Raw genomic sequence first — 13,957 nt, 5'->3', positions numbered from 1 at the left:
CACATGGAGAAGAGGATGGCTGTGGCGACCAGGGGGTTTGTGTCGCTGCAATCGCTATTGGCGTCAGCATCGTTGCTCGCATGGGTCAGCGTCGCACACGCCGGGTCACTCGAAGACACTGTCAGGACGGCATTGCAGACCAATCCCGAGGTCGGTGTCGTCAAGGCCGATCGTCTGGCCGTCGATCAGGAGCTCCGTCTCGCGCGGTCGCAGTATTTGCCAGCCCTTGATCTTCGCGCTGCGGCTGGTCCTGAATATACGAACAGTGTGAGCACCCGTCGTCGGTCGACCCGTCCGGCAGATGGAGATGGCCACACGACCCTCTTTCGTTCCGAAGCCCAGCTCCGCCTTTCCCAAATGCTGTTTGACGGTTTTGCCACGGATAGCGAAGTGGCGCGCCAGCGTTCCCGCGTCGACAGTGCGGCCTATCGTGTTCACGAAGCAGCCGAATTCGTCGGCCTCGATGCGGTCGAAGCGCATCTCGACATCCTGCGCAATGAAGAGATCGTCGCGCTGAACGAGCGTAATATCGAACAGCACAATCGCATCCTGCAGCAGGTCCGCGAGCTGGAGCAGAGCGGACGGGGCGATATAGCCGACCTTCGCCAGACCGAGGCGCGTCTGGCACGGGCCCAGGAGACTCTTGCTGTCGCACGAGGCAATCTCGCGGATGCTGTTGCAAGCTATCAGCGCATCGTGGGTGAGCGTCCGGCCGACCTCGACCATGACAAGGCACCGCTTGGGGCCATTCCGCCCACTCAGGAGGATGCGGCCAGCGTGGCATCGGTCAACAGCCCGACGGTGATGATTGCCGCTGCCGATGTCGATGTGGCCGCAGCCGAGTTGCGTGCCTCGCGCAGTGGTTTCTACCCGCGCTTCGATCTCGAGCTTGGAACTACCGCCGGCGAGAATCTTGATGGTACCAAGGGAGGCAATGTCGACGCGTCGGCGCTGGTCGTGATGCGCTACAATATCTTCCGTGGCGGTGGCGACATGGCGCTTGAGCGCGAGGCGTTCCATCGCGCCAATGAAGCCAGGTCAAGGCTGCAGAGGGCCCGGCGTGGTGCCGAGGAAGAGGCGCGCATGTCATACAATGCGCTGGAGACGGCGCGTGCGCGTACCGTTGCCCTGACCAACCAGACCGAGGCGCAGCGTCGCACTCGCGATGCCTATGCCAGCCAGTTCGAGATCGGTCAGCGTGACCTGCTTGATGTGCTGGACGCTGAAAACGAACTGTTCCTCGACCGGGTGAGCCTGGTGACGGCCCAGTATACGGAGGAATTTGCGGTCTACCGTGTGCTCGCCGTTGTTGGTGAATTGCTGAATACGTTCGATATCGCTCGTCCGCGCGAGAACGTTTCGATCGAACGCGGTGTATCCGATGAGCAGACCCCCGAGGCCATCGAACGCAAGAGCAAGGAGCTTTCCGATCCGAAGGCCGAACCTCGCCCGTTGCGGAGCGAGGAGGCGGGTGAAGCGCCAGCCGATGCGCCCGATTCGGCACCGTTCGTTGGAAGTCCGAAGCCGTTGGGCAGCGATGACCCGGGGGCCGTCGGAGCAGGCTCTGTCGACGGTGTTCCGGCATCGAAGGTCGATGTAGAGAGTCGTCTGGAGACACCAGCTACGAATCTGGCGACGCGGTCGACCGATATAGCCAGTCTTCCGATCGTGGATGCTCCCGCTCTGGTAGAGAAAGAGCCTCTGCCGGAGACGACGGTCGCTGTACAATCGTCTGGCGATCCCTCGTCCGATTATGACAATTATCCAAGCTTTTTTTCCAGTGTTTTTGGAAGTGATGCGGCCGAAGAGGGGGCGAAGCCGGTTGTCGTGACCGCGACAGTTTCCGATCCACAGCCGTTGACTGAAGCTGACGGTGCGGCTCCCGCTCCGGAGACAGGAGCCGCGATGGTCATGAGCAAGGGAGCCGGGCAGCCTGCATCCTATGACAGTTTCGGCAGTCTGTTTTCGAACCTGTTCGGCGGTGGGATGAAGTAACCGGGCCTGATCCGCGAGAATTGAGGGCGGCTCCCGAAAGGAGAGCCGCCCTTTTGCGTTCGGGGTGTCATATATTCAAATAAGTATCATGATACGTAAATTGGTGGTCGAATTAACCAGAGGTTAACTGCTCGAACCTAAACTCCAGTCATCAACCCGTTCATCGTGTTCGGGTAAAGACAGCAGGGCGAGAGACTCCATGGCCGGACAGCAAGTCATTGATCCGTTGTCGCATGATGGCGATCTGCATGACGTTTCGTTTTCCGATGGCGACAGCGGCGATTTTTCCACGCCGGATTACCCGGAACTTCAGCAACTTGCCATGTCGATTATTGGCAACGGTGATGAATTCGGATTCAATGGGACTTCAGCGATTGGTGACTTTATTGAGCAACCACCGATTGCGCTCGATCTTTCCGATCTGTTGACCGATGACAGTGGTGCGCTGGTGCTCTCCGGTGACGCACCCGTTGAAATTCACACTGCGCAGAATGTCGTCGATCAGGGAGTGGCGATGCCGCATACCATGGTTGGTGGCGAGGATGTGAGCGGGTTCGCCTTCATGGTGTTTGATCATGGCCCGACCATCTACTACCCGAGCGGTCTCGACGTCGCCGTGACAATTGGCGAACTGATCTGATCGGCGCGCGAAATTGACGTGTGTGAGGCAGCTTGGGCGGGTATCTGCCTGTTGCAGGCGATTGGTACTGTGAAATTTCCCCTCATAGGAGAATTTCGCCAGCTTATTTGCATGTCAGTGTTGGAAAGGTCTAGGTTTTCGGTAATCGAGCCGGTAGAATTTCAGGGTGTTCGTGTTCCGGAATTCTGACATGGCAGGCGGGATTTGTGAGCGATAACATTGCAAGGGATCGTGCCCCGACCGCACTTTGTATCCTCGATGGCTGGGGATACAGGGAAGGGCGAGAAGCCAACGCCGTGGCTCTTGGGAATACACCCGTCTTTGATCGGTTTTTTTCACAGGTGCCGCATGCTTTCCTGCGAACGGATGGCGAAAGGGTGGGGTTGCCGGAGGGCCAGTTCGGCAACTCGGAAGTGGGGCATCTCAATCTTGGTGCCGGCCGAATCGTGATGCAGGAACTGCCGCGCATCAACAAGGCGTGCCGCGATGGCAGTCTCGAAACGAATGAGGCGCTGGCGCGGCTTGTCGAGTGCTGCCGTAAGGGTAGCGGTCGATTGCACCTGATGGGGCTTCTTTCTCCAGGTGGGGTCCATTCTCACCAGGATCATATGGTGACGCTCACCCGCATTCTCGTTGCGCGGGGTCTCGAGGTGTTCATCCATGTTTTCCTTGACGGACGGGACACGCCTCCGCAGGGCGGCGAGGAATTTGCCCGGAAGTTCCTTGACGATTTGGAGGATGTGGAAGGTTGGTCTGTCGCGACCTTTTCGGGTCGGTACTATGCGATGGATCGGGATAATCGTGCTGAGCGGACCGAGAAGTCCTATCGGGCGATTGTCGATGCGCGCGGTAACCGGGCGGAAAGCCTGATCGAGGGGATCCGCCGGGCCTATGCGGCCAATGTCGGCGATGAATTCATCGAACCGCACGTGATTGGCAAGTATGACGGGGCAAGGGATGGCGACGCCTTCCTTTGCGCCAATTTCCGCGCCGACCGTGTGCGGCAGATCATGCGCGCTCTGGTGTTGCCGGAATTCGATACCTTCGACCGTGGCCGCCATCAGTGGTCCGCAGTGGCGGGCATGACCCGCTATTCTGATGACCTCGCGGAACATATGACGACCCTGTTCGAGCCTCACAGCATGACCAACATTCTGGGTGATGTGCTGGCGGATCACGGCTGCACGCAGATACGTGCGGCCGAAACGGAAAAATATCCGCACGTGACGTTCTTCTTCAATGGCGGTGAAGAAACGCCGCGTGAAGGGGAGTCCCGCTTGCTGGTCAGTTCCCCCAAGGTTGCAACCTACGATCTCCAGCCGGAGATGTCCGCCATCGAATTGACCGACAGACTGGTGGAAAGGATCGAACGCGAACGCCCTGATTTCGTGTTGGTGAATTTTGCTAATCCGGACATGGTGGGGCATACTGGCATTCTTGAAGCGGCGATCAAGGCGGTGGAGACGGTTGATACCTGCCTCGGTCGCGTGCTGGACTGTATTCTGGGCCTCGGTGGCCGGGTATTCGTCACCGCAGATCATGGTAATTGCGAACAGATGATCGATCCGCAGACGGGCAAGCCGCATACCGCCCACACCACCAACCGGGTGCCGTGCTTCCTTGCTGGAGCTCCGATGGGAGCGACGCTCCGTGACGGCATTCTTGCCGATGTCGCGCCGACCATTCTTGATCTCATGCATATCGGGCAACCCGCTGAAATGACGGGTTCCAGTCTGTTGTCCGGGGCCTGATCGGGTGAGGTTTCACCTGCGCTTCCGCCGGGATGGACGACCGTCCGGCACGGCCCGCCTGCCCTGGCGGCCCGCGATGGTGGCGCTGGCGGGTGTTTCGACCTTGCTGGTCGTGCACCATGCCAACGGGGCTCTGGTTCGTCGTGACGGGAGTGACGATCCCGCCATTGCCATCGCCCTTGTCCGCCTGGAAGTTGAACACGAACGTTCGATCGCGCGACGTATCGAGGGCAAGCTTGAAGCCATGCAACTGGAGCGGCAGGCTCTCACCGCCGACCGGCGTGCAATGCTTGCGGCGATCGAGCGCCTCAAGCAGATGCTGGATGCCGTCCATGCGGACAAGCGCGCGCTCGAGGGTGAGCGCGCCGGGATCGACAAGCGGGTAGGCGATCTCGACGAGGCGTTGCAGGCTGCGAGCGTGGCGTTGGTTCGTCAGGAACGGCAGGCATCATCCGGCGATCGCGAGGAGAAGACGCTTGGCCTGAGGGCGTGGATCGCGACGCTGGGCAGCAAGCGGGCCTTGGCCAGGCAGCAGCAGGCAGCCATGCGCAAAAGTGGCGAGAACCTGGCTGGACGTGGCGCCGCGATGGAGCGTTCCCTCAAGGCCCTGGGCTTGTCGATGGCCCAACTCGACCGGCAACTCGAACCACGGCTTGGCGTGAGGCATTTCCAGGACCTGCTGTTGACCCGTCAGGAATGGAAGCTGCTGGCAGCGGAAAAGAGGTTGCGTACGGTGCGGCAGCAGGTCTGGATGGCAGCCGATGACCGTGAACGCCGCCGCCGCGAGCATCCTTCCGCAGGCGCATTGGCGGTGATTGTCGCGGATGTCGGAGCGTCGCATCCGGATGATTCTGCGGACGAGTCCGGATCGGGTGCCGGCGACCAGCGCCTGGCCGCTCTCGCTGACGGCGATGGTGAACGCAGTTTCGGTGGCGGTCCGTCCATCCAGCTCGATGCGTTGCCGATTCAAGGCCGGATTCTGCACAAATTCGGTGAGCACGATGGTGTCCGGATGAGCAGCGGTATTACGATTGCGGGTGAGGCAGGGGACGAGGTGATTGCTCCCGTCGGCGGTCGTGTCGTTTTCTCAGGGGCATTCAAGGACTATGGTCTGCTGTTGATCATTGATCATGGGAATGAGTATCATACGCTATTGACCGGCTTCGACGAGATCGATGCTGCGGAGGGAGACATAGTCAGGGCTGGCCAAAAGGTCGGCAGACTGGCACAACGCCAGGACAGCAACCCCCGGTTATATCTTGAGCTCCGCTCGAGAGGGATCCCGGTCAATCCGCTGCCATGGTTGGCGGCAAGGTCAGACAAGGTGCGTGGTTGATGAGCAAAACGGCTTCGAACCCTATCATTCGTGCGGTCTCCGTGCTGGCACTCGGATCCACCATGATCCTGGCCACACCTGCCAACGCCGAAAACTCGAACGATACCTTCCGCTATCTCAAGCTTTTCGGTGAAGTCTACGAGAGGGTTCGCGCGGAATATGTCGAGGAAGTCAGCGATCAGGAACTGATCGAATCGGCGATCAACGGCATGCTGACGTCGCTTGACCCGCACAGCTCCTATCTCGATACCAGCAAGTATCGTGACATGCAGGTCCAGACCCGCGGCGAGTTCGGCGGTCTCGGCATCGAGGTCACGATGGAAGGCGGCCTGGTCAAGGTGGTCTCGCCCATCGACGATACACCGGCGTGGCGCGCCGGCATGGAAGCCGGCGATCTGATTACCCATATCGACGGCGAGCCGGTCATGGGGCTCACCCTGAACGAGGCCGTCGAACGGATGCGCGGTCCGGTGGACACCTCGATCACGCTGAAGGTGATTCGCAAGGGCAAGGACGAACCCTTCGATGTCAGCCTTGATCGTGCGGTCATCAAGATCTCGCCGGTTCGCGCACGGGTTGAGGACAATACGCTCTATGTCCGCCTGACCACGTTCAATGAGCAGACCAACAGCACCATGCGCGAAAAGGTTGAGGAGTTGCTCACCGAAGATACCGTGGGCGTGGTGCTCGATTTGCGCAACAATCCCGGCGGTCTGCTCGATCAGGCGGTAGCCGTGTCGGACGCCTTCCTCGACAGCGGGGAAATCGTTTCGACACGCGGTCGTCGCCCCGACAGCATCCAGCGTTTCAACGCGCGTCCCGGAGACATCATCGAGGGGCTACCTCTGGTCGTTCTCATCAATGGTGGCTCGGCCTCGGCTTCCGAGATCGTTGCCGGGGCACTGCAGGATCATCGTCGCGGAATTGTCATGGGAACCCAGTCATTCGGCAAGGGCTCGGTGCAGACGATCATGCCGATCGGCAATCAGGGAGCCATCCGTCTGACCACGGCCCGGTATTACACGCCGGCCGGAACTTCCATTCAGGCCAAGGGGATCACGCCGGATATCGAGGTGTTGCCGGCCAATGTCGAGGTCCTCGATCAGGGCCCGGGGCGCCGGGAGGCGGATCTGCGTGGCAGGCTGGAGAATGACCAGCTGAAGGAAGGGGAAACACCCGGAAACGAGTCCCACATGGTCGATGCCGAGGACTACCAGCTTGCCCGGGCGATCGACCTGCTGCGTGGTATTTCGCTCTACGAGGCCCGTCAATAGGACTGGCCGGCATATCTGTCCGGTCGTGACACCATGGACCTGAAATCTTCGCGGTTGCCGTTTTTCGGCATGGTCGCTTTGTTGCTCGGTATCGGGCTCGGAGCGGCCACGATGTGGCTGTTTGACATTCGTGGCGATGTCTCGCTCGAGGGAACGCAGGGTGAGGTGGTGATGCCGTTGCCGGCCACCCTGCATGAAGAGGTGCCGGCACCTACCGAAATGATCTATGGAGTTGACTGGCACAGTCCGGGCCCGGGACCATTGCCCAAGGAGGAACGGATCAATACACGGCCTCCGGTGGAGATTTTTACCAAACTCCTGGAAAATTCCCCATATGGCCGTATTCCTCGGCGGTCGGAGGATGGCAGCACGTCGCTTCGTACCTACGCTGCGGCGGAGCCGGTTGCCGAGGCAAAGGGCGGTTCCGGGCCCGCGGTGAATGCGGTGGCGTCGGGGCCTCGGATCGCGATCATGGTGATCGACCTTGGCCTCGACAAGCAGGTATCGAGTCAGAGCGTGGCGTTGCCGCCGGCGTTGTCGTTTGGAGTTTCGCCGTACGTTTCGACGACTGCGGACTGGCAGCGCTTCATGCGCTGGAACGGACACGAAACACTCACCATGATGCCGGTCGAGACCTCCAACCCCAATGAAAAGGATGAAGGCGCCCTTGCATTGACCGTGGACGGAAGTGATGCCGACCGCATTGACGAAGCCCAGCAGGTCATGTCGCGGGGGCTGGGTTACATCGGTCTGACCGGAGCTGCCAACAGCTTCGCCGTCGAACCGGAGGCTTTCGCTGCGGTTGCGGGCGATCTGGCCGGGCGCGGGCTGGGGTTCGTCGAAATCGGCGGAACCTTTCTCCAGCAGATTGCCGCGGAACAAGGACTTCCCTACACCGCCATGACCATGGCTCTGGACAATGATCTCACACCCGCCCTGATTGACCGACAGCTTCGCGACCTCGAGCGGCTTGCACTGGCCAGTGGTGTGGGGACGGCCTATACAAGACCCGTTCCGGTCGTTCTCGATCGCATCTGGAACTGGAGCCAGGGGTTATCGGAAAAAGGGATCACTCTGGTGCCCGTGTCCGAGTTGATGCAGTCACCAGGCTGAGTTCCTTGTCTGTCGGAGCCGTTACCTGTTCGATAACAGGATGCGCAGGGGTGAAGGTGGCGGCTGACGAGCCTTTTGCCGGTTTGAGATGAGGGCAATACCATTCGAGCAACCGGGAATGGCCGTACAATGCTCTGACGGTCGCAATAAGTGCAGTTTGGGGGAAGCATGGGCTGTCACGTCACCACCGGGCCAAAGCCGGGCTATCGCAAGTGTGTTGGCATCCTGCTGCTCAATGGCGAGCATCGTGTCCTTGTGGGACGACGAATTGACGCGGGCAACAATGGGGGCTGGCAGATGCCTCAAGGCGGCATCGACGATAATGAAGACGAGCATGCCGCCGCCTTGCGCGAGATGAGTGAGGAAATCGGCACACGCTCCGCCGACCTGCTCATGGGAAGCAATGTCTGGCGCTCCTATGACCTGCCCGCCGAAATAGCGCAACGCATGTGGAACGGTGCCTACCTCGGTCAGACCCAACGATGGATGGCCTTTCGTTTCACGGGCGTTGACCGGGAAATCAATATCCACACCCGGCACCCCGAGTTCAGCCAGTGGCAATGGGCCGATCCCGATGACATCATCGACCTGATCGTTCCATTCAAACGCGATGTCTATCTCAGCGTCGTCGACGAGTTCCGGCACCTATGGGCTGAATCGTGATGGGCCGTTCCCGTGGCGGGGGCTGTTCCTCTGTTGCCGCCCGGCGAGGCTGGCCATCGTCGGTGCCGGCGGGACGGCTTGGTGGCGACGGTGGAGCCGGAAGGTCGCGCTCCGGCGGCCGGCGACGAAGCCCGCCGCTACGCGGATTCTGCGGGACAGGCATCGCTTCCGGCAGCGCGGGAGCCGGTCGGGGCGCATTCATGGCGCTTCCATCCTCGTCATGACCGGACTGCTCCGTCTCGGGATCGCGCAGCCAAGGCAGGTTACGCGGCTTGATAGGGCGCCTGCGAAGAGGTTCTTCCCCGGTTTCTGGCTCGGGCAGGATCGGTGGGGGGGGGCGGAATTCAGGTTCGGTTTCCTCTGGTCGGGCTCGGGGCTGATCAGGAAGATCCAGGCAAAGGGCGGAAACTACCTGTTCGTCCAAATCTTCATCTTCATCTTCATCATCGGCGGGGGCGTCGTGCGCACGCACGGTCATCCTGCCGTGCTGGAGGAAGGGATCAGGTTCGTCGTCTACCGGCATTTCCGGCGTGGCATGAGGATCATCGGCACCCGATGGTTGCTCTTTTTCTGTCGCTGCCACCACTCTCGGTTCCAATTCGACGGATATCGTGGGAACCGTCGAACGATTGGACTGATTTGCGGGATTCCGGGTGTCCGTCTGGCTGATAATCGTTGCGTTCCCGTCCATGATCCAGCGGCTGGGGATATCGTCCGGATCGTCACCTGCTGAAACGGCTTCGATTCGCGCACTCGCCAGTTCCTGCCATTCGATCATTGGTGGCCAGGTCATCAGGTTGTCGACATAGGCGGCAGCTGATCCGGTGACGTCAAGGGAGTAGGTGATGATGCGGGCGGCAAGCGGCGTGAAGATCGCATCGACGATCGAATAGGCGCCGAACAGGAAGGGACCGTCGGCACTGTAATGGCTGGCGCAATGATCGCATATCTCGACTAGGCGGTTCAGCTCGGTATGGACTTTCCGTGTGAGCTTGCCGGGGGGGCTGAAATGTCCCAGCAGGTCGAGCGGGAGGAGGTGGCGCAATCCCTGAAAACCGGCATGCGCTTCACCCGCAAGCGATCGGGCGTGCGCACGCGCCTGAGGGTCATGCGGCCATACGCCCGGTTGCAGTTCGGCGATGAATTCGCTGATGGCAAGGCTGTCCCATATCGGCCACTCGCTGGCGAACAGCACCGGCAGTCGCCCCATCGGAAGGGGGGGCGCATGAGGCGGTCTTTCTATCACGTCGCAGTGGGCTTCGAAGGGTAGTCCGCCAAGCCTCAGGACGAGCCATGCCTGCAGGGAGGCTTCGCAGCAATTGAAGTCGCGAAGGGCGACCAGAAGTTGAACGTCGTTGCTCAAAGTTACGCCTTCTTGTGTCGTTGGACGCACCCGTTGCACAAGACCCTTCGATCCCTAGTCGGGATCGGAGTCAGTTCAGCACATAAACAGCCAAGCCCAAAAACGAAAAGAATCCCACAACATCCGTCACGGTTGTCAAGAACACCCCCGAGGATACGGCAGGGTCGCTGCCAAAACGGTCAATGACCAGCGGGATCGCGATACCGGCGAGACCTGCGGCGATGAGATTGATCAGCATCGCTGCAGAAAAAACCCATGCCAAAGTCCAGTCGCCAAACCATGCCAGCGCAAGGGCAAAGCCTATGACGACGAAGATGGCGCCGTTCATCACGCTGACAAGGAATTCCTTGGTCAGCATTCTCCACGCGTTGGCCGTGGTCAGTTCGCGAACGGCAAGGGAGCGAACGGTGACGGTCAGTGTCTGGGTACCGGCATTGCCGCCCATTGACGCTACGATGGGCATCAGCACGGCGAGAGCCACCACCCTAGCGATGGCCTCGTCGAACTGGGCGATGACCATCGAGGCCACCACCGCGGTGACGAGATTGATCATGAGCCATGGCAGGCGCTGGATCAGGGTCCGGACGGGCGAACGGAAGGTATCGGTCTCACTGACGCCTCCGAGCTTGAGGATGTCTTCCTCCGCCTCCTCGTGCATGACGTCCACGGCATCGTCGATGGTGATCACACCGAGCAACCTGTTGGATTCATCGACGACCGGTGCCGAAACGAGACCATACTGGCGAAACAGGAAGGCCACTTCCTCCTGATCCATGGTCGCCGGAACGAGATGCAATTCCTTCATCTTGAGATCGCTCATCGGCACGTTGCGCTTGTTCCGGAGAACATTGCTCAAAGGCACCGATCCCACGGGACGGAACTGCGAATCGATGATGTAGATGTCGTAGAATTCGTCGGGCAGGTCGGGCGTAGCGCGGAGATAGTCGATGGTCTGGCCTACAACCCAGTAGTCGGGCACCATGACGGTGTCCCGCTGCATGAGGCGCCCGGCGCTGTCCTCGGGATAGGCGAGGCCCTGTTCGAGCAGCGCCCGATCGGGATGCGGCAGGGATGCGAGGATCGCATCCTTCTGGTCGTCGTCGAGGTCGACGAGAACGTCGATGGCGTCATCCGTCTCCAGCTCGGAGATGAGCTTGCTCGCGTCCTCGGGCTTGAGACTGTCGAACAGTTCCTCGCGAACGCCGTCATCGAGATAGGGCAGCGTATCGGGATCGAACGCCGGCCCCAGAGCATTGACGATGAACTGCCGGTCCTCGTGATCGACGAGTTGCAGCAGGTCCGCGAGATCGGCCGGATGCAACGGAGCGCAAAGGGCCGCCACCAGGGCTTCGTTGTTCTCCGCCAGCGCATGGCGGACCTCCTTGACCAGGCCATCCTCAAGGCCGATATGCGCCGAAGTGCCTTCCTCGCCGTCACTTGTCTTGCGGGCCTCTTCGAGCTGGTCTTCGCTCATGCGTTTTCATGCTCGATCTTCTGGGTGATGGCATCGACACAGGCCAGCGCACTCATGTTGACGAGTCCCCGGGTCGTGATCGACGAGGTCACGATATGGGCGGGTTTGCGCACGCCCAGCAGGATAGGTCCTATGGATACGGTGCCGGTCACCGACTTGACCAGATTGTAGGCGATATTGGCGGCGTCGAGATTGGGCATGATCAGCAGGTTGGCTCGGCCGGTCAGCGACGAGCTGGGCAGGAGCCGGTGGCGGATGGTCTCCGACAGGGCCGAGTCGGCGTGCATTTCGCCATCGACTTCGAGGTCTGGAGCGGCCTGGCGCACGATTTCCAGCGCATCGCGCATCTTGCGTGACGACGGGTTGACGCGATTGCCGAAATTGCTGTGGGAAATGAGGGCAACCTTGGGCTGGAGGCCGAAACGACGCACGGCGTCACTCGCCTTGAGCGTGGTGGTGGCAATCTCCTCGGCGGGCGGATCGAAGCTGACATAGGTATCAGCAATGAACAGGATGCCCGAATCGAGAACAAGCGCGTGCAGCGTCGAGGCTTCGGTCAGTTGGTCCGTGAGACCGATGACGTCGTGCACGTGGCGCAGATGGCTGCCGAAGGAACCCACCGGTCCCGTAATGAGCGCGTCCGCCTCGCCGCGCGAGACCATGATCGAGCCGATGACGGTACGGCGGGTGCGGACGATGTCCCGCGCCGCATCCGGGGTGATGCCTCGCCGCTCCATCCGTTCGAGATAATACGCAACGTAATCGTTATATCGGGGGTCGCTGTCGGGATTGCACACCTCGAAGTCGCGGCCCATCGACATCCGCAGTCCGAGCCTGTGGATTCTGGTCTCGATGACCTCGGGTCGGCCGACGAGGATAGGCATGGCCAGCCTTTCGTCGAGCACCACCTGCACGGCGCGCAGCACTCTGACATCCTCGCCGTCGGCGTAGACAAGGCGCTGGGGGTCGCTCTTGGCCCTCTCGAACAGCGGTTTCATCAACAGGCCCGAGCGGAATACCCGTTGCGAAAGTGTCTGACGATAAGCGTCGATATCCTCGATGGGACGTGTGGCGACACCAGAACTCATGCCGGCCTGTGCGACTGCCGCCGGAACCTCGACCATGAGCCTTGGGTCGAAGGGCTTCGGAATGAGATAATCCCGACCGAAGGCGAGGTTCTCGATGCCATAGACCGACGCCACCGTGTCGGGGGTGGTCATCCGGGCAAGACCGGCAATCGCCGTGACGCAGGCGCGCTTCATCTCGTCATTGATGGTCGTCGCACCGACGTCGAGTGCACCGCGGAAGATGAAGGGGAAGCACAGGACATTGTTGACCTGATTGGGATAATCCGAGCGGCCGGTGGCAATGACTGCGTCTTCGCGAACCTCGCGGGCAAGCTGCGGGTCGATCTCGGGGGTCGGGTTGGCCAACGCCAGCACCAGCGGGTCCTTCGCCATGCTCGCGAGCATTTCGGGCTTGAGAACATTTCCCGCGGACAGACCGAGAAATACGTCGGCATCGACGATGGCCTCGGCCAGGGTGCGAGCTCCGGTGTCGGCAGCGAAGCGCTCCTTCCAGGGGTCCATGAGTGCCGTCCGCCCCTTGTAGACCACACCTTCGATATCGGTCGGGATGAGGTTTTCAGGCTTCAGCCCCATGCTGATGAGCAGGTCGAGGCAAGCCAGGGCCGCCGCACCCGCACCGCTGCTCACGAGCTTGACCTCCTCAAGCTCCTTGCCGACGAGATGCAGGCCGTTGACGACGGCGGCGGCGACGATGATGGCAGTGCCGTGCTGGTCGTCGTGGAACACCGGAATGTTCATCCGCTCGCGCAGGCGCTTTTCGATGATGAAGCAGTCCGGAGCCTTGATATCTTCAAGATTTATGGCGCCGAAGGTCGGTTCGAGTGACTCGACGATATCCGCAAGTTTTATCGGGTCCTGTTCGTTGATCTCGATATCGAACGCATCGATACCGGCAAATTTCTTGAACAGGACGGCTTTGCCCTCCATGACGGGCTTGGCCGCCAATGGACCGATCGATCCCAGTCCGAGCACAGCGGTCCCATTGGTCACCACCGCCACGAGATTGCCTCGGGTGGTGAGCAACGATGCCTCGGCGGGATCCTCGGCAATGGCCCGGCAGGCCGCTGCCACTCCCGGTGAATAGGCCAGCGACAGGTCGCGCTGCGTGGCAAGCGGTTTGGTTGCCGTGACCTCGAGCTTTCCGGCTACCGGGCCACGGTGGTATTCGAGCGCATCCTGATCGAGGCGGCTTGGCATGGCGGCATCCTCACCACAGTTTTGTGAATGTGTCGGCCGTGCCGACGGGTAATTTGCATGTTG

Annotated in this window: 10 protein-coding genes; 7 read left to right on the top strand and 3 right to left on the bottom strand. The window is 60.7% G+C overall.

All coding sequences use genetic code 11. The features are described 5' to 3' along the window. The first annotated feature begins 3 nt into the window (after positions 1-3). The 7 genes from H6851_03900 to H6851_03870 all read left to right on the top strand — a co-directional run bounded on the left by H6851_03900 (position 4) and on the right by H6851_03870 (position 8,772). The gene (locus H6851_03900) at positions 4-1,995 is read left to right on the top strand and encodes a TolC family outer membrane protein (protein ID MCB9942752.1); all 1,992 of its coding nucleotides are present in this window, start codon (positions 4-6) and stop codon (positions 1,993-1,995) included. 199 nt (positions 1,996-2,194) lie between these two features. Next, positions 2,195-2,635 carry a hypothetical protein gene (locus tag H6851_03895; protein MCB9942751.1) on the top strand — a complete coding sequence of 147 codons (441 nt, stop codon included), beginning with the start codon at positions 2,195-2,197 and terminating at the stop codon, positions 2,633-2,635. Positions 2,636-2,853: 218 nt separating this feature from the next. Continuing rightward, positions 2,854-4,386 (top strand): 2,3-bisphosphoglycerate-independent phosphoglycerate mutase, encoded by a 1,533-nt coding sequence (locus H6851_03890; protein MCB9942750.1) that lies wholly within the window; start codon positions 2,854-2,856, stop codon positions 4,384-4,386. Between the two features lie 4 nt (positions 4,387-4,390). Further along, positions 4,391-5,722: a peptidoglycan DD-metalloendopeptidase family protein gene (locus H6851_03885; protein MCB9942749.1), complete on the top strand. Its 1,332-nt coding sequence runs from the start codon at positions 4,391-4,393 to the stop codon at positions 5,720-5,722. Further along, positions 5,686-6,996, top strand: coding sequence for a S41 family peptidase (locus H6851_03880; protein MCB9942748.1), 1,311 nt, complete (start codon positions 5,686-5,688; stop codon positions 6,994-6,996). Before H6851_03885 ends, H6851_03880 begins: the two co-directional genes overlap by 37 nt. 33 nt (positions 6,997-7,029) lie before the next feature. Then, the gene (locus tag H6851_03875) at positions 7,030-8,109 is read left to right on the top strand and encodes a divergent polysaccharide deacetylase family protein (protein MCB9942747.1); all 1,080 of its coding nucleotides are present in this window, start codon (positions 7,030-7,032) and stop codon (positions 8,107-8,109) included. A 168-nt stretch (positions 8,110-8,277) separates the two neighbouring features. Beyond that, positions 8,278-8,772, top strand: a complete 495-nt coding sequence (locus tag H6851_03870) for an RNA pyrophosphohydrolase (protein ID MCB9942746.1) — start codon at positions 8,278-8,280, stop codon at positions 8,770-8,772. Here H6851_03870 and H6851_03865 read toward each other — a convergent pair. From H6851_03865 to H6851_03855, 3 genes are all read right to left on the bottom strand, one after another. Next, complete coding sequence (locus H6851_03865) at positions 8,729-10,135, bottom strand: hypothetical protein (protein ID MCB9942745.1); 1,407 nt, start codon at positions 10,133-10,135, stop codon at positions 8,729-8,731. The two genes, H6851_03870 and H6851_03865, sit on opposite strands and share 44 nt — an antisense overlap. Positions 10,136-10,205: 70 nt before the next feature. Beyond that, the gene (mgtE, locus tag H6851_03860; protein ID MCB9942744.1) at positions 10,206-11,609 is read right to left on the bottom strand and encodes a magnesium transporter; all 1,404 of its coding nucleotides are present in this window, start codon (positions 11,607-11,609) and stop codon (positions 10,206-10,208) included. Beyond that, positions 11,606-13,894, bottom strand: a complete 2,289-nt coding sequence (locus H6851_03855) for an NADP-dependent malic enzyme (GenBank protein ID MCB9942743.1) — start codon at positions 13,892-13,894, stop codon at positions 11,606-11,608. The genes mgtE and H6851_03855 overlap by 4 nt, the downstream gene beginning before the upstream one ends. Positions 13,895-13,957 lie beyond the last annotated feature (63 nt).

This window comes from Geminicoccaceae bacterium, assembly GCA_020638465.1.
GTDB lineage: Bacteria > Pseudomonadota > Alphaproteobacteria > Geminicoccales > Geminicoccaceae > JAGREO01.
This window is presented reverse-complemented; position numbering and strand designations above follow the sequence as displayed.

Bases quoted from the DNA above. Each gene is read 5' to 3' on its own strand.
- H6851_03900 (MCB9942752.1), top strand. From the start codon at position 4: ATGGAGAAGAGGATGGCTGTGGCGACCAGGGGGTTTGTGTCGCTGCAA.
- H6851_03895 (MCB9942751.1), top strand. From the start codon at position 2,195: ATGGCCGGACAGCAAGTCATTGATCCGTTGTCGCATGATGGCGATCTG.
- H6851_03880 (MCB9942748.1), top strand. From the start codon at position 5,686: ATGGTTGGCGGCAAGGTCAGACAAGGTGCGTGGTTGATGAGCAAAACG.
- H6851_03875 (MCB9942747.1), top strand. From the start codon at position 7,030: ATGGACCTGAAATCTTCGCGGTTGCCGTTTTTCGGCATGGTCGCTTTG.
- H6851_03870 (MCB9942746.1), top strand. From the start codon at position 8,278: ATGGGCTGTCACGTCACCACCGGGCCAAAGCCGGGCTATCGCAAGTGT.
- mgtE (MCB9942744.1), bottom strand. From the start codon at position 11,609: ATGAGCGAAGACCAGCTCGAAGAGGCCCGCAAGACAAGTGACGGCGAG.
- H6851_03855 (MCB9942743.1), bottom strand. From the start codon at position 13,894: ATGCCAAGCCGCCTCGATCAGGATGCGCTCGAATACCACCGTGGCCCG.